The organism is Halalkalicoccus sp. CGA53, from assembly GCF_036429475.1.
GTDB lineage: Archaea > Halobacteriota > Halobacteria > Halobacteriales > Halalkalicoccaceae > Natronorarus > Natronorarus salvus.
This window is the reverse complement of record NZ_CP144124.1, coordinates 156,785-180,410: the sequence shown is the minus strand read 5'-3', so window position 1 is coordinate 180,410 and position 23,626 is coordinate 156,785. Positions and strand designations below refer to the sequence as shown.

Sequence of the window (23,626 nt, the reverse complement as noted above, 5' to 3'; positions counted from 1 at the left end):
TGGTTATATTACGAGGGCAGATCATCCAATCAAAACTGACATTGCCAAGCCTTAACATAAATGGGCCGGATATATATCGTCAATGGCAGAAGTGGATTTCCAGAGCTCTCTCAAGGATATTCGTCGGACCCATTTGCAAACGTATGCGAACGATCAGAAGCGAATCAGCCAGGATTTCAAGCTTGAGGCTGCGGACAGTGCCGATTACAGTCGACGGTTCGTCTTCGAACTTCTCCAGAACGCTGACGATGAGATGCCGAGCTCTTCGGTGGAAAATCGATGTATCCGATTTGAACTCGATGAAGAGGGCCTCCTTGTGGCGAACACTGGGCGTGCATTCGATGTTGATGACCTAACCGCAATCACCACCCTTACCGAGACGACGAAAGGGGCTTCGAATGATGAGGCAACGATCGGTCACAAAGGGAGAGGCTTTACCTCGGTTCTCGATGTCACGGACACCCCAGCGGTCTTTTCCCGGAACGGAGACGGATTGCTTGCTGCTGAGTTCGATCGCGAAAAGGCTCGAAGGGCGATTAGAGACCAGCTTCGGGCCAGCGATATCGACGTCGACGGGTATACGGAGCGAGTTCCACTGATGCCGCTTCCGTTTCCAGCAGAAGCGACCACCAACGTCGCCTCACTTCTTGACGATGAATTCACCACTGTATTTCGACTCCCGTTCTCAGCAGACACGAACGAGCAAACGTACGAGACGATCGCTTCAACACTCACAAAACGCATCACTCGGGAGACGATCGCTCTCTTGCCGAACACCGATCGGATTGAGCTGGCTATTGGCAATCGAGAGCGCACTTGGACGATCGATCGAACCCTATGGGCTGGTGAGGTCGATGCAACCATCGTCGAGATCAATTGCCAGGGTGATTTGGACGACGCGACTCGACCCGAGCGCTCGGAAAAAATGGTCGTCTTCAGCCGCGAACACCTGCTTCCAGAGCGCTCTTTCGTCGGGATCGACACAGCCCTTCTGGACGATATCGGTCGATTACGCACGAGTGTTGCGTTCGGTCTCGAGCAACAGAATAGCAAAACCAAGCTCACGCCCCTTCACATCGGCACGGACAGAAATCAACGGCCGTTCATTCACGTCTTTCTCCCGACTGAAGAACGGAGTCCGATCCCTGCCTTGGTAAACGGAACGTTCCAGGTCAGTACTGCGCGGCGCAGTCTGAACATGCCGACCGATCCGGAAACAGGAGCTGTCGTTGGTCTCAACGGGTGGTTGTTCGAACAGGCTGCAGCAACGATTGCAGAAGACGTCCTTGCGTTCGTAGCGGAAACGGATACGACCATTGCGGAGTTCCTTCGGACGATCGATTTCACCGCTGTCCTCGAGGACGAGACCGCCAGTAGTAATCCAGTCAATCGGTGTTTTATCGATGCGCTCAGAGATGCGCTTGCTGACGTTGCGTTCGTTCCTCGGTTAGAGCAACTCGCCTCAGGAGCGAGTGGGTTCGATCCGGACCCACGACCGCTCAGAGACGTACTTGTGCCGTATGTTCACCCCGATAAAGAGCGACTCGGGACGCTAGTTGCGATGATCTACGGGCGCGAGCGTGTTTCAGTGGAAGACATCGACGTCACGGGATATTTCCCCGACACTTCCCTACTCGAGCCATCCGTTGCTTCGGTGTTGATCGGACTCGGTGCGTCCAGTTTAGAGCCGTGGATGACTCCACGCGTTCTTGGAGCGGCGTCCGATGAGAATGCGGTTCTCCAGTATCGAGACGACGATGATCGGCTTACCGTTGATCCGATACTCTACGCGCTGTTAGAGACCTGGCAGACGATCACTGACGACGATATGAAAAAACGATTCACCGAGGCCGCTCGTACTGAGGCGGTGTTCCCCGTTGGCGATCCGATAGCCGAAGAGGCAGGTCCCTATTACGAACATCAAACGACGCCCGAGCGTATCGCCTGCTTCTTTCCACCCCAACAGGACGTACCGGCGGATGCACTCGCTGATATCCGACTGTTCCCACGAGACCTCTACTTTGCAGGTGGGTCTAGTCAAGCCGATGCAGAGGCTCGTAGGAGAGTGCTCGAAGGTGGTGAGTTCGAAAGTATCCTCGAGGCAATCTGGGACATCAACGAGTTCTCGTTCGCGGAGATCGCTGACAAAGGGATCTATCCACTGCTCCCTGGTCCGAACACACCGGCGGCCGATGACAGCTCACTCCGTGATACGACCGTCATCGAATTCATCCAGCGACTGGCCTGTAGTAGCACCAGCGGACAGCGAGCGGTCTCACCGGATGAACCCCTGCCGTACGAGTACCGAGCCGCAGAGCAGTACTACAGCCTCTGTGCGCTTCCGCTTCCGACCGCCAATGGTGAATGGGCACGGGCGTATGAGCTCTACTTCGGCGCGTTGTGGCAGCGTGGGCAACCTCGAGAAGCACGCGTCGAGCAGTTCCTGAGCGAGGCGGGGATACAGGCCCCGATTCTTGCACCACCAGAGCGGTTCGGAATTGATGAAGAGGATGATGTCACGGAATGGATCGAGTTCTTCCGGTGGCTCGGCGTTTCAGAGCACGTTCGTATCACTCCGTTTTTCCATCCGACACAGAGTCACCAATATCGGCAGGGAGAGGACGTGCAGATGGCGTCTGAGTCCGTTGTTGATCCGGAGAGCCCGTTCAGCCCTCGTGCTCTCGAGTCCTCAGAGATTGAGGAATACCTCGATGACCTTCGAACGCGAGCACAGGAGGAAGCGGACGAGGACGATGGTGAGCGCCCGTTTATTTGGCAGGTTAACGGATTAGAATTTGATTACGAGATTATCGATGCCACACGGGACGAGTCGTTTGCTACTACGCTCTTTTGGCATCTGTACGAATGGTGGGATCGCCTCTCAGTGCACGCCGAAGCCACGGTTGCACTCTATAGCAATAAACGACTCAGAGGGGGGACTACCTATTTGTTCACCGACGAAGAGAAAGTACGGCTGAAAGCGAATCTCTGGCTCTGGCAACTTCGCCGGGCGACATGGTTGCGAACCGTTCTCGGGCAGGTCCCTCCGAAAGATGCCTGGTTGCTTTCCGAGACAGAGGTCGAGCGGTACTCCGTAGATATCGATACAAAACGCTATCCACTACTCCCGACGTTATCGGGGGAGGTCTATCATGAGGCCTTCGAACAGTCACCTGAATTGTTCCGTGCGTTATCAATTCGGCAAAGAGTTGCAGCAGATGATCTCACTCCCTCTGATGTCGAGCGATTTGCTGACCGAATCTATGATGTCATCACCCACTTTTCGAGAGACGGGCCTCCATTGGAGTCCTATCACGCTGAGATCGAGGCGGCATATGGCTATCTCGGTCAGGAACTCCCTCCACTCGAAAACCAGGGTGTTATTCAATCGGCCGAGTGGCATCCGGAAGTGACCGGACTCGGTGATGTCCAAGTACCGTGTTTCATAGGAGATGAGCTGACGTTCAGAGAGGCCTCTACCGTGTATTTCACCCGCAGCCATGAGGAGACGACACGATTCAGCGATCTGGATGTCCCGATCTTCGTGCTCACGGGGGAGAATACACCCCGTATCGGCGTTCATTTCGGAATGACTGATCTCGTCGAGGCGGTCGAAGAAACACCACTCATCGATGAAGAGCGTACTGAGGACACCGGTCGGTTTCTCGAAAATTGGCTCAGGCCAGCAGCACCATACATCCTCTGTCGGCTGAAAGCAAGACGCAGCAGCCAGGATCTTCAAAAGCGAGATGCGGATGCACTCTCACGATTCATGAACTCGCTTCGGCTCGTCGGATCTCTCGAGGTCGAGTACAGTTTGAAGGCCGATGGAGAGGTGTCGCCTCTCCAACGATCTGCGGAGTACTTTATACAGAGGGACGAACGGGGTGATCGCGCTCAGGTGTACGTTGTGACCGAGAGTGATGGTCCCGTCTCCGAGCCACCAGAGCAGATCCTCGCGAAAGCCTTCGCGGATTACGCAGGGCTGAGTAGTTGGGAGCCGATCTACGTACTGCTTCAAAACGCGCCGGATCAACGAGCGATGGCAGACCAGCTTCAAGCAGCGAGTGCACCATCGAGTGAGCGCGAGCTCAACGCGCGTCTCGCCGCGCTGGACGGGAAAGAGAAAGGGACCGTGATAATCCAACCTGTAGAGAACTCATCGATCGAGCGTCCTGTAAGACGCCCTCTACAGGAACGGTCTGATCGAGAGCGCGGTCGGTCGAACGGTTCGCAGTTAGAACGTGCCGATGAGGGTGAGACGGTGACGCGGGATGGTTCCGGTGTACCTGATCCAGATCAACTCACTCGGATTGGTGATAGCGAGGTGAAGGACGTTACCGGTGAGGCAACTGGAAGCACACACGAGCGAGAGTACGAGGATAGAGAGCCAGAGCCTTCAGGCAGGGGTGGTGGTAGTGGTGGAGCTGATTCGAGGCAACACGCGACGGTGACGGCGAATTACATCGACAGGATCGACCGGTTCGGAATGGAGGCGACGTATCTCGCAGAGATAGAGCGACTACGAGAGGAAGGCTGTGAGGATCCAAAGCGGTACGTCCACTTCGTCCATACAAGTAACCGTTACAACGAGGCACGCGACGACGAGTTAGCCGGCCCGGTTCTCTGTAAACTGGAGGAGAAAGGTGTTATCTCACAGCCGTATCCAGGATTTGACTTTCTGATCGTCTCTCGCGATAAGAAATGGCCGGAGCGGTGTATCGAGGTCAAATCCTCAGGGTCGAACTCTCGACGACCATCGATCAGCTGGAACGAGTGGAAGTCAGCCAGCAGCGAACTGCGAGAGACGTACTACCTGTACGTCGCTACCGATCTCCAAACCGGAAAAAGTGGGGTGGCCAAGCTTATCCAAGTTCCCAACCCGTTTTCTACACTCGATTCGCGTGAGCAGACCGTCCGATCACAAACTCGTGAGGTACAGGTCAATCTCTCCGAATTCCACGCAGAAGCTGGTGAGGTTGTGGAACGGGCGATTTACTGGGATGAATGATAGCTTGGCCTGATTTATCTAATTAGGCCTGGCAAGGTCTTTCACAGGGGGTATTACTGTATGTATTTGCTAAAGATGGATGGCTTACTCACTAACCTTGTTTTAATAGTGTTTTTGATTCCGATTTTGTCCTTCTAATCAAAGTACGTCGTTATTCGGCAGTTACAGAAGCCATCATATCCGACATCAATCGTCCGGTTCCGTCTGGTTCTATGGATCGTACAGAACCGTTCGTGACGTGTATTACTACATCGTTATCCTCGCATTATATGTGATCTAGTCGGGGTGTCCGAGTGGTCCTGGCTGGTTCGTCGGATGTACACTACATGCCTTGATTAAATTAATAAATATATACATACATACATATATATATATATATATATATATATATATATATATATATATAAAATTTATACTATTCTGGTCTTTCGGCACGAATAAGTAGATTTACAATAGATGAAGAACATCTTGCTATAATACTACTAAGGTTAATACATTATTACAAAACGTAATTGGTAGTCAAATGATAAAAATACAAATATTTATAAGCGGTGAGAACTTACCTAAGGTAATGAAGAAGAACAACAACCAGCCACAGCCCGCGAGTTTTGAAGTGTTTAAGCACTTCGCGAATAAGGGGAATGACAATACGATGGGCGTGGGTGCAGAGGTCGGGTTATCAAATGCTGAGGTGGATGAGACCGTTTCTCAGTTAGAAAAGTATGGAATTATAGAAGAAGTTGACATGTCGTCTAGCACATATTTTAAGAGTTATAAGGTTCATAGAGACTACTACGGTTATTCTTGGCGAGAAACCATCGCAAATTATTACACATTGCAAGGAAAGCTCCCGTTCTAGACCACAAATCTAACTGCGGTAACTGGTTCGCATCGTCGAGAAGGGGAAGGGGTCTCAGAACAGATGTAACGCCGAACGGACACAAGACAAACTTGTACAGGTTTTTGTAATAGTAGGGGGGTTACACAAGTATGAATCGACGGAACGTGCTCATCGCACTCGGTGGGTTCGGGATACTATCTTCAGCGGGATGTTTAGACGATCTCGATGAAGAGGTCTCGGACGAAGAAGAACAGTCAGAGGGGTCTGATAACAACGATCAAGAGAGTGAGGGGAATGGCGAATCCTCAGTACAGGATGAAACTGAGGAAACGGAGGAGGATGAAGAAGACGATGAAGGTAGAGAGGACGACGAACAACAAGAAAATATAGTCGTAGAGGGTCTTAGCCATCACATCTCCCAATATAACTCTCAAGACAACATAGAAATCGAGTTCGTACTCCAAAACCATACACTTGAAAATATCTATTTGGATGTTACAATTGGTATATTGTTTGACGACACAGACGGTTTTACCGAAAGTGTTGGGATATTTGTTCCGGGAGATGATGACCGAACCATCGAATTTGTTGACGAGCTTGGATTTACATTCGCAAAGTTCACTCGCGCTCAACAGGAGGCGCTCGCAACCGAGGAATACGAAGTTGAGATAGAAGTCGACGAACTCTCTGAGACAGAAGATTGTGGCTCCTATTTTATCCTTCCCCGAGAGCAACCGATAGAATCTCACAGCGATCCCGATCGACTAACTGATATAGACGTATCGTTTGTTAATTTCGGAACCGCTTCAATAGAGTATGAAATTGTTGTAGCCTTTTACAACGCTGAAGAGGAGGTCGCAGAAGAAACGGCGACAGGGGAATTAGCACCTAACGAATCCGGCATGAGTTTTATTGGTCACAGTGAAGGATTTACTGATTCATACGAGATTATGGAAATCAATATTGAATGTTTGGAATAGGCTCACCCGCATAGCGACTGTTCATCGAGCCACTGAACTGTTGACTTACAACTATATAGGAACTATTATTTAGCACGATATGACAACAGTAGGTGTACATAATGGCTCAACAATCTGATTCAGGCGAATCCCATCAGCAACAGCCTTTCGAACAAGAGGAAGATGGAAAACTCGGGGCGGACACCGGCTCGGACACAGTAATTTCGATCGAATCCAGCGGAGGGACGATCGATTTCAAAAAACTCGGCCTATACGCTGCAATCGGATTGATTTTTAACATCATGTATGGTCTTCTAATGATACTATTCATTGAATTATCATTTCCATTGTTTATAATCGCGTTAGCTGTGACCTCTTCGATTATAACCGGGTTCGTTATTCATGAGATCTTATCAGAGGTTGGGATCAATATCTCACTATAATCAAGCGATTCGTTATTACAGACACTTCGAACGATATGCACTGCGAATTGGATAGCAGAATTCACATAGCTCATCCTGAGATTGTTATACGACACCCCTTCAAGCATTGAAATTCTTGGGAGTGGTTACGGGCCAACAGTGGGTATCACCGGTTACAACGTAGACCAGCTCCTCATGTGAATGCGAAGTTTGAGTGAGATAAATTGGAGAGCACTCACCCGTCACGATGTTGTGACGGCCGACGAAGCCATTTCGACTGGACGCTCAGACGAACAACGACGAACAAGAGATCTACCCACGAGTAATCAACCCAACAATACAACCAACCACCGGGCGGAATGAAGTGCGGCGGTGGATGGTGGGGGCCGCTCCGTAGCTATAGCGACCGTTAGATCACACGGAGACCCTCCTCGACCGTCACAACAACGTGACGGCTCAGCTGGTTCCTTTGAACGGTCATAGGGAAGTCTCCATTGCCCCGTCCGAGTGACTCTCTCCAAGTCGCGCGGTGAACCCCTCGAACTCCTCGCGGTCGATCACGAGCGTCTTTGTATTCTTTCGCTTCTCACAGGTGATGAGCCCTCGGCCAAGATCGCTCACGAGGTCCATCACACGACGGACAGTCTCGTTGTGTGGGCGTTCATCCTCGCTCACCCGGAGGATGGTTTTCACGGCACCTGAATCGAGAACGAGCTTCGTCGGTGTGCGATCGCAGGTTTCGAGGAAGCTCGTCCAGACGATCGCTGCACGTTTCTCGTTCGCGCTCAGGACTGAGGGTTCGACCTCGTAGGTCTGTGTGACCTGCTGAATCGGGAGTAGCTCGTCAGTGGCTACCTCGGTCATACACGCATCCATGCGAAGCGCATCAATCTCCTCACGAAGGCCCTCGATCTCGGAGCGACGTCGGGTGAGCATCAACCCGATCGGATGCCCCGCAATCCAGATCTGATCGAGTCGTGCGGCTTCAGGTGAGTCGGCTCCTCGAAGCTCGAGGACGCCGGTTTCATTTGCAGCGGTGGTGTGTCTCGACGCAACCGAATCGAGCGATGTGTTCGCATCAAGCGCTTGTGCGAGCGCTCGATGCTCGGCTTTCAGTGCCGTATTCTCGGCTTCGAGTGTCTCGATCCGGTCGGTGAGTGCCTCGAGTTGCTCATCGATGGTCTCGACGGAGCGAGCCGGTTCGGGACGGCTCATCGCTGGGCCTCCTTCGTCGTCGACTCGGAGGGGTGATCTTGGCTGGCACCTGTGTCCTGCTCCTCGGAATCCGCGCAGTCCTCACTTTCGTCTCTAACACCGAGCTGGCTCGAGCCCGAACACTCCCGAACGTGCATCGGCCAGTGGGTGATGACGACCGCTTTCCCGCAGTGTGGGCAAGGACGAGTGCTGTAGCCACCGTTCTGGGCGCTCTCACAGCGTCGACAGACGCGCACGGAGCTGGCTTTCGCGTCCTTGATTGAGACCGACGTATAGTCGCCGTCGAGTCCACAGAGCGTCGTGCCCGTGCCGTCATCGAGGTGGTAAACCCGAATGTTGTAGAACGGGTCCGCGATCAGCGCTCCGGAGTCGTCTGGGTCGTCCTCGTTTTCGATGGGCTCGGTGTTCGAATCGGAATCGACAGATTGGCCCCCGTCCGTTCGGAGCTCTCTGCGATCAGAGGTTTCGGTGGGAACCGAGACCGTGAGCGCGTGTTCCTGTGTGGCTGGATCGGAGGTCGTCGTAAGCCGACCGGTCACCGCGATTCCCGAGGTCTCGATCTCGCAGTCGGTGCAAAAGAGCCAAGTGACGCGCAGTGGTTCGGACTCGGTCTGCTCTCTGGCACAGATCAGAATCGGATCACCGGCTCGGAGTTCTTTGCTGCAGGTGAGACAGCGAACGGTGTCGGCGAACGTGAGTCGCGCGCCGTGGAGTGCTTGTGCGGCGGTGGTCTTGACTCTCACCGTTGGGCCTCCTCGTGGCGTGCAAGAAACGCCCGGCAGTCGTGGTCTGCGATGCGTTCGGCGAGGCCGATCGCGCCACAGACCGGACACTCGCGGAGTGCACTTACTTGGTTGAGCTCGCTCATCCCCGGCGCTCCAATTCCCGGACGGAGTGGGGGATTGAGTATTCACAGAGCGCCTGATAGACGTCGAAATCGGGGAGGTCGTCGTCTAGCAGTTTGGATCGGACGACAGCGCGTGCGCTATCGAGGGGGGTGTTGGTGGACTGTACGCCGCTACTCTCATTACCCGCGAGTGTGTCCGTGGACATGCTTCTCATTCCTGGGAAGCGCGAGGTCGGGTGTTCCAAGCACCCGGCCGAGATCGGTTCTCGACAACTCGCGCCATATGTACAATATAGTGTATAGCTAATAAAGGTTGCCTTTATACTGTATACATAGTCACTATAGACGCAATATTGATGCTGATTAGATCCACAAGATATTGTATGGCTTCGCAGAGTGGACATAGTATGACAGAACGTCGGGCCTTGTTGACTGATCGAGAGCGTGAGATCATTACTGATGAGGCCGACGTCTCAGATTCATATCGATACCAGACAATCAGTCGGGTAAGGAAACGATTTGAACGTCTTGAAGACGATATAGAAGCGCTCGAAAAGCATGGAGAACTTGCAGAGGAATTGCGCGAGATTGTCTGCTCCAAAGTAAGTGGCTAAATTCATATCGATGGAGAGCTCGCCACCAACAATGTTCGCCTAGCCGCGCACGGGTCCGAGGTCAAGTCAGGGGTCAAAGCCCACGTCTTTCTTGCTCTCTGTCTCGCTTGATCTTTGCACTTGCCAATCACCATCGTAGAAATAATATCGTGAGTCAACCACCACACTATGTGAACAGTTCTGCACCACCGCTCTCACCGTCTTCTTGTGGTTGGGCAATAGCAAGCCAACACACTAGCTTCACCTCGTTCTCGCGGATTGGGGATAGAGGCTTGGGCGCTTCGTACGGTTGGAGACCAAGGTCGTCCACCACTTCTACTATTTCTCGAGACAGAATTTCGTCGCTAAGTCCCTCCTGTTCGAATACGTCTCGGAGTTCGCGTTCGTATCGCTTCCCCCATGGGGCCTCGACCGAGTCTACCGTTTCCTGCAACTTGTCCTGCGTCATTTCATCCGGCCAGTGGTTCCGGAGGTGGTCCGCGACCTCGCGGAACAGGCGAGGAATGTCAGGCTGAATGTTTCGTGGGTCTGTTTGCTCCTGCCACTGACGATAGATGTCTGTCCGTGCCCGATCCCACGCATCATATACGCCTGTTCGGAATTCGGTGGGAAGAGCGCGCTCGATGTTGGGCGTACATTCAATACGACGCAAGCACGTGAGCGTATCCTGCACCATCTCCTCGTCACCCTCACTGGAGACAAACCGCACGAAGACATCGTCGCCTACCCGAGCGCAGAAGAAGTACCCAGGTTTTTCTCCCCGGAAACCCGACCCCGCCCCCCACGGAAGCGACGTTATTTGTTCCTCGCGGTCCTCAAGACCCTCACGAAGTTCTTGACGGTATTCTTCGCCAGAGTAGGCCGCCGCGTCGGTTCCACCCTGTTCATGGAGTTCGGGATTCTCATCGTGGAGGGATTCGATGTCCTCTACCCGGTCAGCAAAGTTCTGGTCCAACGTCTCCATCCCCGGGATGACCTCATTGTCGATGCCGACTGCCCGGGCCGCCTGCGTGAGCTTCCGTCGGACACGGTATTCGAGTTGGAGCAACTCGTCGAGACGGTCCTCCGGGAAGAAGGAGAAGGGGTAAATTGCAGGGTGCGGTGAATTGATGCGGTCGATACGACCGTTGCGCTGGACCACTCGCATCGGATTCCACGGCAAATCGTAATTGATGACGTTCCGCGCCTGCTGGAGATTAACACCTTGACCGAGCACGTCGGTCGTAACGAGGATGTCAAACTCATCTTCCGTTCCCAGGGGCGCGTCGGCCGACTGGGGAGCGAAGCCGTGGACTGCTCGTTCACGTGAGATGCCACGCTTGGCCCCGTCGCCCGCGACACCCGCAATTCGGCCTTCGTAGCACGAGAGTCGGTCGTCGCTCTCCACGATGTCCTCCAAATAGTCGAGAATCCAGTCAACCGTGTCCTCGTAGTATGAGAAGACGAGGACCTTCCGGTTCTGTTGGAAGGCTTCTTCTTCGGGAAGGTTGGGGTCTGTTGCGGCATCCCTTTCGCCCTTCTCACAGATGCCGACTAGTGTATCATGAAGTGCGTGCAGTTTCTCGTCATCCTCGGGACAGACGGTACTGGCGTGGCGATGCCACCGAGACAATATCTGAAGGTCCGTTTGGAGGTCCTTTTGCATCTGCTGAACGTCGGCATCAGCTTCGTTGATTGGCAACGCTCTTTCACCGTTCGCTTGTTCGAAGGCCTCCTCAAACGCTTCGTCACTATCGGCTTCGACCCACTCGTCGATGGCATTCGGTTGGGGGAACAGCCCACGATCAAGCAGACTCAGTGCCGCTTCGTTCTGGCTCCTCATCCGCTCTAACGTGTTCGCGAACGCGTGACTCGATGATTCGAATCGTTTCAGGAGACCCGTACGTAGGAGTCCCACGAGTGAGAGTTCGGATGCATCATCCTCCGCCTCCAGATAGTACGACGGCCGGTACCGGGCGAGCGTGAGTTCGTGGTGGTCATGGTCCCCAGCGGCGAGACCTCGCGAAACATCGCGGAAGAAGGCGTCGCCAAACGTATTGGTGAAGGTATAGTCCACTCGTTTTGGATGCGGGTCGGGGAAGGTGATACGGATAGTGCCGCCTTCTCCGTCGGGCAGAACGGCGTTGTCGTAGTGTTCCTTGATGAACCGGCGAGTTCGGCGGACGGTTGTCTCGTCGAGCACGTCGAACAGCATATCCGGCGAGAGGTCCGCCGGGTCCTCGGATTGTGCTTCTTTGAACCGCTCACGGAGCGACGGAATACCTTCGGACGCGAACGTCGCGTCGTTCTTAATAAAGTAGTTTAGGAGATAGTACAGGTCCCAAAGCGAGTTGTTGACCGGCGTCGCGGTGAGCAGTACGAGGTTCTTGGGTGGGTCACCGCGCAGGAGTGTGCGAAGCGCGTGCGATTGCTGAGTACCCGGGTTACGGAACGCGTGACCCTCATCGATGATGACCGTCTGATACTCGTCCTTGTCCAGAGGGAGGTTCGCGTTATCGCCACCGAGTTGGCGTGCTTGGCGAAGTTCACTATAGGAGAGCACGTCGAACTGGATACCCCACTGAGACCGGACGTTGCGCCACATCCCATCACGAAGGTAGGCCGGGGCGACGACGAGCGCCCGCTGACGGTTCTCCTTCACCGTTTGTTCGAGTATCTTTCCTGCGATGTACGTTTTCCCGAGACCAACCTCGTCCGCGATGATGACTCCGTTGTGGTCGTCGAGGAACCGAAGGGCCCGTCGGAAACCGTCCTGCTGGAAGTTAGCGAGGTTGATGGCTCCATCGTCCTCTTCACGCTCTTGTTCGAGTTCTTCGCCGTATCGGGCGTACAGGACACGCAGGTAGATGAGGTACGGCTCGTACGGTTCGAACCGTTCCCTGTAGATGTCCGCCAAGTCGTACTGGTCGCTCGCCTGCCAAAGGTCGTCGAACCAGTCCTCGACCTGCTGGTTGACACCCGGGCTGTAGTTCGCGAGATTCAGTTCGAGGTTGCTGTTCAGGCCCGCGCCCGTGAAGTTCGACGACCCCGCGAGTACGCCCTGCTCATGAGAGAACAAGTACGCCTTCCCGTGAATAAATCCATCTTCGAACCGGCGTACTTCCACAGCGTCGCTTTCGAGCCACTGTACCATCTCGCGGAGTTGCGAATCGACTTCCCGGGAGAATCCCAGTAGGTCGCGGTCGCGTTCAAGGCCCTCGTCAAGAGACTGGAGTGCTTCGTCAACGCGCTTTTGATTGTATTCGTCCCCACGAGGCTCTTCGGGGTATCGCCATCGGTTGCGGTCCTTCTGCGGCGGCTCAGCACCGAGAAGGATTCGAACGTCACCGACGGCTTCGAGCCCCTCTGCGACCGAGAAGTACCCGCGCGGGTTGAAGTAGCCGGTCGCGATGTCGAGGTCTGGGTCGTCGGCCAGCGTCTCGCTGAGGTCCCCGAGGTAGTCGTTGATAGCCCGTGCGAGCGTGTTCCCCTTCCGATTATCGACGAACTCGGGCCGGTTGCTCGGCATCGACCTCAGTCCTCCATCTCCTCGTCGATTGCTTCAGTGAGGGCCACCGGACAGGCTTTGTCGGAAAAGTCGTCCAACACCGTTTCGATGTGTGTACCGCTAAGGTCGAAACCGTCTGCGACGAGACGTTCGATGCGTGCACGGAGTGTGTTTTCATCTTCGTACTCGTATCCGGAAAACTGCTCTACTTCGTGACCGCCCGGGATAGTTTCGATACCACCTCTCCGAGTGATTTCGGCGGCGATTTCGGCGGCTTCCGCAATCTGGACATCGGTCCAATCAGGTATGGGGAGGTTATTTATTACGGGAGCCATCACGTGGCGATTGCTGATTCTTCGGACCCACCAATCACAAGTGAAGCTATTTACATACGCCAATAACGCAAAAAGCGTCTCTGGTTCGGTTCCTTCGGAGTGGTCTATTGCGTGAATGTATCCTTTACAGTACATGAAATCTGACTCAGGGAGCATCGTCGCAATCATCGTTCGTCTGTTACTGTTGGTTGAGACATAACGGAAACTCACAGTTGGGTGGTTCGGCCCAACTGCAATTTTACCTTCACTTTCAATAATATTACCGTCAATACGATGGAGATCTTTAGGGTCAACGTACCTACGAAACTCTTTCTCTTCATTAAGTTCGAATTGTTCTACACTTCGAGTCATGAATACTTTCCAGAGCCCGGAGTCTAGTTTGTCTTTCGTCAGGCTTCCGTGTGGTCCAGAACTAGTAAAGTCCCACCGGGAGTCGTTAACACCCGAAACCCACCCATCATCTGAAGATAGACGGGAACACTCCTGTAGCTTCGGAAATATTTCTCGTGCTTTGTTACTGTTAAACCAAGGAATTACTAGATGGCTCTTTGTAGTGAGATTGGCAAGGTCATCCACAGAGAGGTGAAGAGAGTTCTTGAAAGAAGCTTGTTTGAGCGCTTTCTCAGAGCCAATTGCAGGCCATATGTATGCGCCCGGTTTGCCGCTTGCTGGCTTTCTGGTCAGCAGCACAACCATGTAGCTTTTATGAACATCATCGAAAATCCAGCCTCCTTGATTCCTCGCTTGTAAAACCGTAAGCTCAGAATTCTTGAACAAGCGGCGACGTAGCTGTTTCCACCCTCCAAGAATCAAAGATTGACGCGGGAGAACATATCCTAACTTTCCATCGCTATTAAGAATGTCAGTAGCCCGTTCTACGAAGAGTTTAGAGTAGTCATAGTGACCGCGACCTTGGTCATCGTATGCGGCCTTTACATAATCCTGATACCGTTCACGTTCTTCCTTTTCACGTTCCTCGACTTCGGCATCATATGGATATTGCTGACGAAGTTCCTCAATTTTCTGCTTCCGTTTTGCTTTACCGAGTGAGTTTATTCCAGGATGACGCGTGACCCAGAACTGTTGCGCCTCAAATCGAACTTTATCCCACGGTGGGTTTCCAACGATTGCGTCGAACCCAGAGCTATTGCCCTCAAATATTTCGGGGAACATCACAGGGAAATGGACTGGCTCAATCGAGCCGAGAGACTGTTGGGCATATTTATAACTAGATAAACTCGTAATATCCTCCTGTGCAAGTGTTGAGGTGTTCGGATTGATTCTATCATCTATCTGAGAAGCTAACAAGATGTCGAATGCCGCTTTTGTCTGCTCAAGATTCTCCTCGATTTTCTTCCGGGTTTCGCGTGCTTCTTGCACTTCAGAGGCGTCACCATCTGCCATTCGGCCAATCCGAGCGATGTCTTGTTGGATATCTTCTAACGCGTCACTCCCGCCAGCAATAAATTGACCAAGTGACTTCTGGTCAATATCGATGATGTCGTCTACTTCGTCGAGTGAACTAATTCCGATAATCGAATCACCTGCTCGCAGATTATAATCGAGGAAAGTGAGCGGGAGCCCAGGGACGAAGGTGTGAATCCAGAGCGAGAGCCGAGACAGTTCTGTCGCGAGGTCGTTTAGATCCACACCGTAGATGCATCGCCGCGCGACTTGCCGACGGAGCAACTGGGAACGCTCTACTTCAGGCATTTCTGCCGTAGTTTCGAACGATTCCTCTGCGGCGTCTCGCAGACGGTCGAGTTCTTCCTCTACGAGCGGAAGGTTCCGTTCAGTGAGGTGATTCGACAGACGGCTCTCGATACGGTCAACAGCGCCAACGAGGAAGTGACCGGACCCCATCGCGATGTCCGCGATGCGAATGTCGAAGAAGTGCTTGGCGGCCTCGTTCTTGCTCATCTCGTCGAGTTGTTCTAGGTGGTCATCGAGAGCAGGATCGAGGGAGTTGTCAAGGACATGTTCGACGAACTCCTTTTTGGTATAGTATGTCCCGGTTGCCTTTCGCTCCCCGGATTGTCCGTGTAGGTACACCTTTCCCTCCTTGACCTCTACCTCGTGGTTATCGGGATCCACTGGTCTGTAGTGCCCGTCGGAATCGAGGCCGAGCGGCTGTTCAGCATAAGAGAGTTCCGACTCAAGCAAACCTTCGTAAATAACTCCGAACTCTCTGACGCCAACGTTTCGGAAGTCGATTGGGCCCTCATACCCATCTCCAGTCTCATCCACAAGCAAGTTGGCCAGCACGGGACCGAACTGCTCGTCGGCTAGCTCGATACCAGCCAGCATCGCACCCGCGTTCGAATCGGAGGAATCCTCAGAGAGCAGAGTTCCGTCGTACTCTGGGAGACCCCATTCACCGTGGCCGTTATGGATAGCTCGTGAGAGTGCCATCACGTCGTCCCAGTGTGTCGTGGAACGACTATCGAATCCGATGTCCTCCTCAATGATTTCGTGAACCTCGTGTGCCTTCCGTTTCAGCGAGCGACGTTCGTATCGAGGGTTGTACCGGGGGAGGAATCCCTCGTCTTCGGCGTACGAAATAAACAACAGGCGGTAGAGAAGAATGAGCGCCATACGATACGTCTCGTCAAGTTCTGCCTTGGTCGGGTTATCAAGTTGCCGGGCGTTGGCGATGGCCTCCGCGAGGTCGGGCACTACCTCGTCGTAGATGCGCTCACGCAACCGCTTACCCAAAGAAGCGGCGTAGTCCTTCGAGCAACCCATAATTTGATCGAGAGTTCCACCGTCGCGGAGTGCTTCTGCGGAAAACAGAAGCCACAGGTACCCAGCATCATCTTCGGTAAGCAGGTCAGTGTTAGCCTCGACAAACGTGTCCGTTCGCCCCCGAGAGCCGAACCCCGCGTCGGGGTTCGTCGTGTAGAGCCGGAGCGTGTTGTTCGAGTTCGCAATTACGTAGTCGAGATTCTTTTTGTCGGCCTCGTTCAGCGCGTACGAGACGGGCGATTGACCGGTAAATCGGTCCTGTGCACGGTCGAAGGACTCGTCGTCTTGGAGGAAGATTGCGACGGCAGTCTCGCGGCTATCGCTTACGTCCTTCAGAAGGTGGCTCTGGTCAGAGAGTCGTTCGATTTCGTAGCCGAGTTCCGCGATGAGGTCACGGGAGTTTTCGTCGAGTATCTCACGTGCCCGCGCAGTTGCGTCGTCCCAATCAGGTCGGTCTGGAACGCCTACTTTGAGTTCGTGCGTCGAGAGGAGGCCCTGATTGCGGAGCCCGACCATATCGTCATCTATCTGGTCGAGAATATCGCGGAGGAAACGCTGTGCGGCGTTTCGGTTCGGCTTGTTCAACGCGGTGTTACAGATACGCTGGACCTGCTCCGGGTCGAGACCGCGCTTCACCGGGGGTTCTTCCCCGGCGGGACCACATACGCTTGCGACTGAACCATTCTCATAGAGTACGACGACCAGAATTGGATTGGCTCGGCCTCCTCGACGGTCCTTGTAGAGTCGCTCAAGTCGTTGCTTCGTAGGTCGGTTGTCTTGTTTGGCTACGACGACTTCGAGGGCACTGGATCCTTCTCCGATGTAGAAATCACATTTGACACCAGTCCTGTCAGAAGTCCACGGGCGTGGAGTGTCGGAAAGACGGAAGTCTACGAGCATGAGACGTGAATTTGAGCGCGAGTATAAATCGTTTTGGTAGAGCTCTCAGGCACCGCTAACTTAGCGAAAGGAATGGGAAGATTCGGCTCCTCCTGGAGCTGATTGAGAATGGACCTTCCCGAACTCACAGAAGTGCTGGACGAGATTGAGTTTTTCGAGTGCGAGCGAACGGATCGCCAGATCGTCGAATTGGCGATCCTACTGTACAATTCTAGGGTGAGTTTCCCGAAGTAGGGCACGTTCTTGGCTGGATTGGCGTTGAACGATCAGATGTCGCGGTGTGGAACTGGGTTCAAAAGTTCGGCCACCGCTTAAGTGAGGCCGGTCGGCGGCCCGCCGGCAACCTGCCTGCTGTTCTGCTGATGGATGAGACCGCCATCACACAGCGAGACCAGGAATTCGTTTAGTGTGCGGCCGTTGATCCCGAGACGCGTTATCTCATCTACGCCTCGGTCACCCCTCGAGAAAGGCGAAGAAGAGCCAAACGCTGCCCGCGGTATCGACCCACCCCGCTGGCAGAACTGGGAGAATCCTCGAGCCAGCGATTGGATGGGTCTCGAATGGTCAGAAACATACCGATTAGAACAGCGTCTCGATGCTACCCCTCCGAACAACGGGCTCTACCGAATCTGGTACGATCATAGCGACGTTCCACTGGCGTATATCGGGGAGTCGAGCGCTCTTCCCTCACGTCTATACACCCATGAGTCGGTCTTCGAAGGCCACGCCCAGTTCGCGTACGTTGAGAGAACCGATCTCGACGCCGCCCACATGCGCAAAGAGATCGAGACTGACCTACTTGGTGCGTATTACCTCACCACAGGCGAGGCTCCACTCGCACAGTTCGGACACACGGAGAACGTACCGCCCGAAGCTCGAGATTGAGATAGGCTGACGCTCACTAATCAATATCGCAGGCTCTGAGACGCTCTCGCTGATCGAACGCATCTCAACGAAAGCCGCCTTAAGCAGCAGCCACTCACTGGGACCGAACCCATCAACTTTTGTCATAGACTTCTACACATAGCCTATGTCATCAGCTCCCACCCTGGCCTCAGTCTTGCAGCGGATCTTAACAGACTACCCTTCTCCTCGCGATATCGGCGCAGATCGCGACTTTCATCTTACCAATGATGATTCAGAACTTCAGGAACTAGTCACACAGACTGCCCAACTCGCTGTTGAAGATGTGCTGAGCACCACTGATGAAGACTATCTTGTACGCCCATCCATGGGCCAGGGCTCGATGTCCGATATTCCATATATCCCTATCGAGTATCCTCCAGAGACCCAAACAACACAGAAAGGGATCTACATCGTCTATCTCTTTGATACTGAAGCGAGAGAGCTCTATCTGACCCTCAATCAAGGCTCGACTGAGGCGCAGCGAGCGTCAAGTCGATCAGGGGTTCGTCCGAATGCAACCACGATTCTCGAACGGCATGCCCAACAGTATCGAGAGCTCATCGAGCCTCCAGCCGGAATTGAACCCACGGCTGCAACGATCACCGAAACGTACGAAAGCAACGGCGAATCCGAGTCGGTCACGCGAGCCGGAGAATACAAGATCGGGGCTATTCTGAGCAAATCCTACTCTATCGATGATCTCGAGAACGAGTCCCAGGTAATATCGGATCTGCTCGCACTCATCGAGACCTACCAGGAGCTCCTAGACCGTCTCTACGAATCTCATACATACGACGTCGCAGAGGCAACGATTTGGACAATTTCTCCTCAAGGTGGAGACTACTGGGATTTCTGGACTGAACACGGCGTTGCCACTCTGGGGTTCGACGATGTCCAGTCCGGTTCTGCTGATACTCAACTCGATTCAATACCTGGTCAGAGTCCTGCAGACGGCGAGCGGCAGGTCTACTACTTCGAACACAAGATCAAAACTGGAGACATTATTATCGCCGGAGCTTCGGTCGACTCGATAGATGTTGCATTCGGGATCGGACGCGTCACAGAGGCTTTCCCCAAGAAAATGGGGACGCTCTCAGATCCTATGACAGACTCAGAGGAGATCCACCACAAACGATTCATCGGCGTTGATTGGTACCCCTTTGGTGAGGCTGGCGTATCAGTTAATTGTCTCAAGGAGGGAAAAGAGCTCTTCCATCAATGGACTTTGCATGAGTTCCCAGCTGAAGTAGGCCATTTCCTTGGGAGCGTATGCCGTCGTCTCGAGGTCGTCGAGTTTGCAGATAGTGCTGAATCGGAATTAGAACGAATCGAGGACGCCCTCAATCTCGGGGGTGGTAACGATGGTGTCCTTTCAGTAGAACACCGAGAGGTCCTCGAACTCTGGGGGGAGATCATCTCAGAGCATCACAACGGAGTCCACTTCTCGCTATTAGGGGCCTATGATCCGGATGAAGCACGTGAAATAGCACGTGCTTTCATCGAAGATCCATCTGAAGCCCGATTTAGAGACCTGTGGTCATTGCTGTATAGTGCACAGCGTATGGGTAGTCCCAATGCGATTTACACCAAGTGGACGGAAACTCAAGGGCGATCTCTCGAAGAACTTGCGTCGCTCGTCGAAGAGATTCTAACAGCCGATGAGTTCAATCCACGTTGGGAAGCCGATCTGGGAGCAAAACTAACGCTCTGGGAGCTTTTTGGGCTATTACACATTGAGAGATATCCAATCATAAACAGCTCCACAAGAGATGGTCTCGAGTTTTTCGGTTATTCTTCTCGCAGTACCTACGGAGAGAGCGTTGCAGTTTTCAACGAATTCAAACAGGAGTACAGAGCTTTAGTCGGCCATGGAAGCAGCGGCACTGACCATGAAGTACCCATCAATCTCGAGATCGACCAGCTGTTCAATGTTATTGATAAAGTTGATCATGACGCTATCGAGCGAGAAGCTGTCGACGAGATCGCAGAACTCTATCACAAAATATTGACACTCGAAACAGACGAGCAACCTAGCTATTTTTGGGTTAACCAGAAACAAAGGAAGGAGATCGAGGGAGGCTTCTTGAGTGCATCTGATACGATGTGGGTTCGCGATCTAACGGCCATTAGTCAAGGGGATATGATATTCCACAACCACGACGGAGAGATTGCCGCCTACTCCAAAGCTCTTGACGAGGCCTATGAGGTCGAAGCTGAAGACAGCAACCGGTATCGCGTCGATCTCGAGGTCACATGGCTTGACGAACCGATTGTAGTCGACGAAATCCGAGAGAAGCTTACGACGCCGGAGATCAAACAAGGGGTAAAGTACTATCCATTTACGAAAGATGGGAAACTACGTCAGGGCTATCTCGGCCATCTTTCGGATGCTGCTGGTGAATGGCTCACCGACCGGATAGAGAGGAAAACAAATAAAACGCGGTATTTTTGGGCAACAGCAAATCGAAATATTTGGTCAGTACGCGATTTTTCTGAGGATGGTGAAATATTCTATACTGCTTATAACAAGCATGGAAACAAAAAGCGAATGTTTGGAGCATTTGAGAAAGTATCTCCCGGTGATAAGGTAGTTTTCTACGAATCGAGTCCCACAAAACAGATTCTTGCTCAAGGAACGGTGGAAAAAGGCCTGCACACGAAGTCGGAAAACGAGTTCCCTGGGGTCCTCATCAAGTATGACCGGTCAGTAGAAGGAATTGATTGGGGAGGATTGACTGAACTTCCCGAGCTCGAAGAGTCCTTAGTAATTACAAATAATGCGCGAGGAAGTCTGTTCGAGCTGACTGAGTTCGAGTACGAAACGATACTCTCGCTTGAAGAAGCAGACCGACCGATCTTGGATCCGGAACTTCAACGTCTCCAATCGCTCCTCTCCCCGCCTTTGGTCGGCATCTCTCTGCCAGAAGACCTCTATTTCGAGGACAGAGACTCGATTAAGCGCCAGATCGAAGCGTCACTCAACTCCGGTAAACACATCATCTTCACCGGTCCACCGGGAACCGGGAAATCAAAGCTCGCAAAGCATGTGGCGAAAGAGGCGACTGAAACACTCAGCGCACACTCTACAGACATCGAAGACCTCCACGACTGGCGGTTTACCACCGCGACTTCGGAATGGACGGCGTTCGATACGATCGGTGGGTACGTCCCGAACGTCAGCGGTGGCGGATCCGAACTCGTCTTTCAGCCACGACTCTTTCTCAACTGCTTCCGGCAGGACCGTATCGTCAACAAGTGGCTCATCATCGACGAGATCAACCGCTCGGATATCGACAAAGCGTTCGGGTCACTGTTCTCCGTACTAACAGGTGATACGGTCACGTTGCCCTACGAGCGAGATGAGACGGTCAAAATCACCCCAGTTACAGCAGACACCCCAGATACCGAGTTAGAGGCGATCGCTGCATCGAGAGACCAGTTCCCGGTCACACCGTCCTGGCGGCTCCTTGCGACGATGAACACCTACGACAAGGCCTCACTGTATGAGATGTCCTATGCGTTCATGCGTCGATTCAACTTCATCCATATCGGCATTCCCTCACTGCAAAACGAAGACGGCTCTCTCAGAACAGAGCTCTTAGATCCTGAAAGGGGCTCGAACTATGCATCAGTATGGATCGAGGAAGATCAAACTCTCGAGCCGATATTCGAAATACTCGCCGAAGAGCTCACTGAGATCTGGAAAGAGATCAACAGCTATCGACCGATCGGTCCGTCGATCATCCGGGACATCGTCCGTTTTATCAGCGCGTACGAGGGTGTCACCGACCGAGATGATCGAATGGAAGAAGCGCTCACCTCTGCACTCGTTGCGCTTGTATTTCCCCAACTCGAGGGCCTGCGTCCAAATACACAGAAGAAGCTTATCCAAGCCTTAGACGGGAATAAAAGATACACCGATGGCGAGCTCCTTCAGAAAAAGGCGGAGGACTTCTTCGATATCCCCTTCGACGATGAGTAAGATCGGGCAAACAGAGCTAATGAACGCCGTCCAATCAGAGCTCACCACGTTCCTGCGGTCGGGCACGATCAACGACCGGCAGGTCGCGAACACACTCGATTTTACCGATCTCAGTATCGATGACTTCGATCGGCTCAAACGCATTCACTTCTGTCTCTCCGAGCCCGTCGTCAAGTTCGTCACTAAACTTCCCAACCGTATTCGACGGGTAAAGACAGTCAACGAGCGTCAACAGATAGTCGGCCGTGGTGAAGTCCGGGGGAAGATCGACTGGAATCAGACGACGAAGCAGCGCTATACAGAGAATTTCGATGACCGCTCTATTTTCGTTTTCGATAGCTCATACACCGAGTACGATATCCCCGAAAACCTCGTGCTCAAAAAGCTCCTCTGGATCATCCACGAGACCGCCGAAAACGAGCTCAAGCAACTCGGGTACTCGTGGCGGACCGACCGATGGCATGAAAGTCTCCTCACCGAGTTCGATCGCCTCTACACCCGTAACGTCCATCTCACTCGTATTCAGAACGGAGGAGACATTCGGCTCACTCAACGAGCGATGACCGCTGCTCGCACCTCTCGTTACGAACTTTATACTGAGGCGTACAAGCTATACGACCGGTACCAACGCCTCCTCGAGAATCAATACGACAAAGACGTACGGAAAGTCCTCATGGACACGCTCGTCGTTCCTGAGCGGCTTCCTCAGCTGTTCGAACTCTTCTGCGTGTTCAAACTCATTCGTGGACTAGAAGCCTCAGAGCGCTTTGAGGGGCTCTCTCTCCAGATCATCGAACCGGGAGCAAACGAGATAGCACGCCTCGAAAACGAAAACTACCGCCTCGAGGTGTATCACGACAAACAGGGCAATCTGCAGTTCTCGGAAGCACTCAGTGAAGATGATAGAGAGAATGCAACCGGATTTTTCGAACGATTCGTCGACGTTCACGACACCCATCGAGAGCTCGTAAACCAGTTTCTTGATAAAGAAAAGTTCAATCGAGTCTATGGTGGAAGGCCGGATCTCGTGGTTTTGCTCTATGATCGAACGAGCACAGAGGACGTACCTACCAGTGTTCTCCTCGGGGAAATCAAGTATACTGATAGCCCACAAACGTTCGACCGAGGATTACGAGAGCTCATTGAGTATATGAAATACGCCAGAGTTGGAGAGCGATATCTCAGTGATGAACCAGACACCTCGCTAAAAGGTTTGATCTTTACCGATGGAGTTGACACAACTTCTTATTCTGGATCTGTTTCACATATCACCGCAAGGGAAATCAGTAGAGAATCGTTTGCAGAGTATCCACTACTTCTTGAATAACGTCCTGTGGACAGCTGTGCGCCAGCTGGATCTCA

Annotated in this window: 11 protein-coding genes; 6 read left to right on the top strand and 5 right to left on the bottom strand. The window is 53.0% G+C overall.

Annotation, left to right across the window (positions count from 1 at the left end; all coding sequences use genetic code 11):
* Nucleotides 1–82: 82 nt before the first annotated feature.
* The 4 genes from V2L32_RS00770 to V2L32_RS00755 all read left to right on the top strand — a co-directional run bounded on the left by V2L32_RS00770 (nt 83) and on the right by V2L32_RS00755 (nt 7,254).
* Nucleotides 83–5,011 (top strand): sacsin N-terminal ATP-binding-like domain-containing protein, encoded by a 4,929-nt coding sequence (locus tag V2L32_RS00770; protein WP_331232228.1) that lies wholly within the window; start codon nt 83–85, stop codon nt 5,009–5,011.
* 571 nt (nt 5,012–5,582) lie between these two features.
* A complete protein-coding gene (locus V2L32_RS00765; RefSeq protein WP_331232227.1) occupies nt 5,583–5,870 on the top strand; it encodes a hypothetical protein in 288 nt (95 codons plus the stop codon).
* A gap of 131 nt (nt 5,871–6,001) precedes the next feature.
* Nucleotides 6,002–6,832, top strand: coding sequence for a hypothetical protein (locus tag V2L32_RS00760; protein WP_331232226.1), 831 nt, complete (start codon nt 6,002–6,004; stop codon nt 6,830–6,832).
* A gap of 101 nt (nt 6,833–6,933) precedes the next feature.
* Complete coding sequence (locus V2L32_RS00755; RefSeq protein ID WP_331232225.1) at nt 6,934–7,254, top strand: hypothetical protein; 321 nt, start codon at nt 6,934–6,936, stop codon at nt 7,252–7,254.
* Between the two features lie 456 nt (nt 7,255–7,710).
* On the opposite strand, the gene V2L32_RS00750 is transcribed toward V2L32_RS00755, so the two are convergent.
* From V2L32_RS00750 to V2L32_RS00730, 5 genes are all read right to left on the bottom strand, one after another.
* Entirely contained in the window at nt 7,711–8,448 is a 738-nt protein-coding gene (locus V2L32_RS00750; RefSeq protein WP_331232224.1) for a hypothetical protein, read from the bottom strand.
* Nucleotides 8,445–9,191 carry a hypothetical protein gene (locus V2L32_RS00745; RefSeq protein WP_331232223.1) on the bottom strand — a complete coding sequence of 249 codons (747 nt, stop codon included), beginning with the start codon at nt 9,189–9,191 and terminating at the stop codon, nt 8,445–8,447. The genes V2L32_RS00750 and V2L32_RS00745 overlap by 4 nt, the downstream gene beginning before the upstream one ends.
* Complete coding sequence (locus V2L32_RS00740) at nt 9,188–9,316, bottom strand: hypothetical protein (RefSeq protein WP_331232222.1); 129 nt, start codon at nt 9,314–9,316, stop codon at nt 9,188–9,190. Before V2L32_RS00740 ends, V2L32_RS00745 begins: the two co-directional genes overlap by 4 nt.
* 759 nt (nt 9,317–10,075) lie before the next feature.
* Entirely contained in the window at nt 10,076–13,417 is a 3,342-nt protein-coding gene (locus tag V2L32_RS00735; RefSeq protein ID WP_331232221.1) for a helicase-related protein, read from the bottom strand.
* Between the two features lie 5 nt (nt 13,418–13,422).
* Nucleotides 13,423–17,376 (bottom strand): Eco57I restriction-modification methylase domain-containing protein, encoded by a 3,954-nt coding sequence (locus V2L32_RS00730; protein ID WP_331232220.1) that lies wholly within the window; start codon nt 17,374–17,376, stop codon nt 13,423–13,425.
* A 1,030-nt stretch (nt 17,377–18,406) separates the two neighbouring features.
* Between V2L32_RS00730 and V2L32_RS00725 the strand changes: the two genes are divergently transcribed.
* Together V2L32_RS00725 and V2L32_RS00720 are read left to right on the top strand one after the other, a co-directional pair.
* Nucleotides 18,407–22,264 carry an MrcB family domain-containing protein gene (locus tag V2L32_RS00725; RefSeq protein WP_331232219.1) on the top strand — a complete coding sequence of 1,286 codons (3,858 nt, stop codon included), beginning with the start codon at nt 18,407–18,409 and terminating at the stop codon, nt 22,262–22,264.
* Nucleotides 22,257–23,591 (top strand): hypothetical protein, encoded by a 1,335-nt coding sequence (locus V2L32_RS00720; RefSeq protein ID WP_331232218.1) that lies wholly within the window; start codon nt 22,257–22,259, stop codon nt 23,589–23,591. Before V2L32_RS00725 ends, V2L32_RS00720 begins: the two co-directional genes overlap by 8 nt.
* Nucleotides 23,592–23,626 lie beyond the last annotated feature (35 nt).